This is a genomic window from Streptomyces sp. (genome assembly GCF_050698815.1).
Taxonomy (GTDB): Bacteria; Actinomycetota; Actinomycetes; order Streptomycetales; family Streptomycetaceae; genus Streptomyces.
In genome coordinates, this window is sequence record NZ_JBOHCV010000329.1 from 1 (window position 1) to 2,027 (window position 2,027).

2 protein-coding genes are annotated in these 2,027 nt (G+C 74.4%); both read right to left on the minus strand.

Annotated features, from left to right (window positions below; genetic code table 11):
- Positions 1-270: 270 nt before the first annotated feature.
- Positions 271-1,488 (minus strand): PP2C family protein-serine/threonine phosphatase, encoded by a 1,218-nt coding sequence (locus ACRDP3_RS12080; protein ID WP_431516898.1) that lies wholly within the window; start codon positions 1,486-1,488, stop codon positions 271-273.
- A gap of 84 nt (positions 1,489-1,572) precedes the next feature.
- The coding region (locus tag ACRDP3_RS12085) for a Rieske (2Fe-2S) protein (protein WP_431516899.1) at positions 1,573-2,027 on the minus strand (455 nt) is incomplete at its 5' end.

The following is a 2,027-nucleotide window of genomic DNA, read 5'->3' on the forward strand; positions in this document are numbered from 1 at the left end:
AGGCGGGCGCCTGCCTCGTCTTCGCGGCGACGAAGGGTGACCGTACGGTCGTCGGCACGATCCTCAACAGCGGCGACCGCTACCCGGACGCGAAGCGGATGCTGGACTGGGCGTTCAAGCAGAAGACGTCCGGCTTCACGCTGCGCTCGCTCCCGGTCGGCGCGGAGCGGGACTGATCTGACCCGCGCCCCGCGCGCGCACGCTGACCCTGTCGCCCGGGTGGCCGCCGAACCGGCGGTCATCCGGGCGACGCGGTGTCAGGGGATGGCGTCAGGGGGCCACGCCGTGAGGGGCTGCGGGGGGATCGTGCTGCAGGACGACGACCACCATGTCGTCGTTGAGCGCCTTGGCCCACCGTGCGACGTCCCCCTGGAGGAAGCGGACGACCTCCGCCGGCTCGATGCCGACCGCGTGCCACCCGCTCCCGTACCGTTCCGCCAGCCGCTGCCCCAGCGGATAGAAGGTGCCGTCCTCGCCCCGTGCCTCGGTGACGCCGTCGGAGTAGGCCACCAGCGTCTCGCCCGCCGCCAGCGGGATGGTCCGCGGCTCGGGGCCCGGGTCCGGTGAGAGGTCGCCGAGGCCCAGCGGAAGGCCGTACTCCGCCGGCTCCAGCGCGGCCACGCCGTTCTCGCCCCCGATCCGGTACAGCGGCGGATGCCCCCGGTCCAGTACGCGGACGCTCCCGCCCTCCGCCGGGAACTCCATCAGCACCGCCGTCGCGAACAGCTCCGCCTCCGAGTCACGGTGCGGATCCCGGGAACCGGCTGGAGCAGGTGCACCGGGTGTCCGTCGGTAGCCGCCGTTCTCCGCGTCCGACCGGTCGAGCGCCATCGACGTCTCGATGCGGGCGGCCAGTTCGGACAGCGTGGAGCTCGACATGGCCGCCTCGCGGAAGGCGGAGGTGATGGTGGCCATGGTCCGGGTCGCCCCGATGCCCTTGCCGCGTACGTCGCCGACCAGCACCCGCACCCCGTAGGCGGTCGGCCGGACGCTGTAGAGGTCGCCGCCGATGAGGGCGGCGGCGTCGGCGGCCCGGTACATGCCGGCCAGCCGCAGCGGGCCCAGCCGCTCGGGCAACGGACGCAGCAGCGCCAGCTGGGCGGCCTCGGCGACCTCCTGCACCTGGACCAGTTCGCGTGAGGCGCGTACGCGCACCAGCGCCAGCAGCGCGGAGAGGCCGGTGACCAGCACGAGCGTGATGAGGTGGCCCGCGGGGTCACGGGAGAAGAGGTTTTCGTTGCTGAGGCGCAGGGCCAGCAGCAGGATGATGGAGAGCGTGCCGACGACGACGGTGACGACGGGCGGGTAGAGGAGGGCGGCCAGGACGACGGCCGAGATGAGCAGCGGGGCGAAGGAGAGCCGGGGCGGTGTGGTCAGTTCCAGGGTGAGGGCCAGCGCCAGCAGGGCCAGTGGCAGCCAGCGCAGCCACGACGGCGGCCGCCCTCGCGCGCGCGACGCGTGCTCGGCGACCTCTCTGCCCGTGCCCACGCCGGCCCGCTCCCTTCAGTCGCTCGGCCCTGTCCCAGTCTCGGTCACGGCCGTCGATCCGGCGCGCCGGGCCGACCGGTCCGGTCACGCGGTCAGCCGCGCCTGGAGCACCCCCTCCGCGTAGCGCGTCTCGAAGACGGGCTGCGGTGCCGTGGCCGGACCGCCGACCGGCTGGCCGTCCGACAGCCGGAAGCGGCTGCCGTGCCACGGGCACTGGACACATCCGTCCGCGCTGACCCTCCCCTGCGACAGCGGACCGGCCATGTGACTGCACCGCTCCGCCAGTACGTACACCTCCCCGCCGCTCTCCCGTACGACCAGGACGGGCGTCTCGCCCACGTTCCGCCGCACCGGTTCGCCCACCGGGAACTCCGCCTTCGCGCCCAGGGGGTGCCAGCCCGGCTCCGTACGGACCCGGATGTCCTCGGCGTGGTTGACCGAGGCGGCCAGCCGGTACGCCAGGTGGCCGCCGAGCGCGCCGCCCGCGCCGACCGCGGCGAGCCCGGCGTAGCCCAGTGCGCGCCCGCGCAGCGAACGGC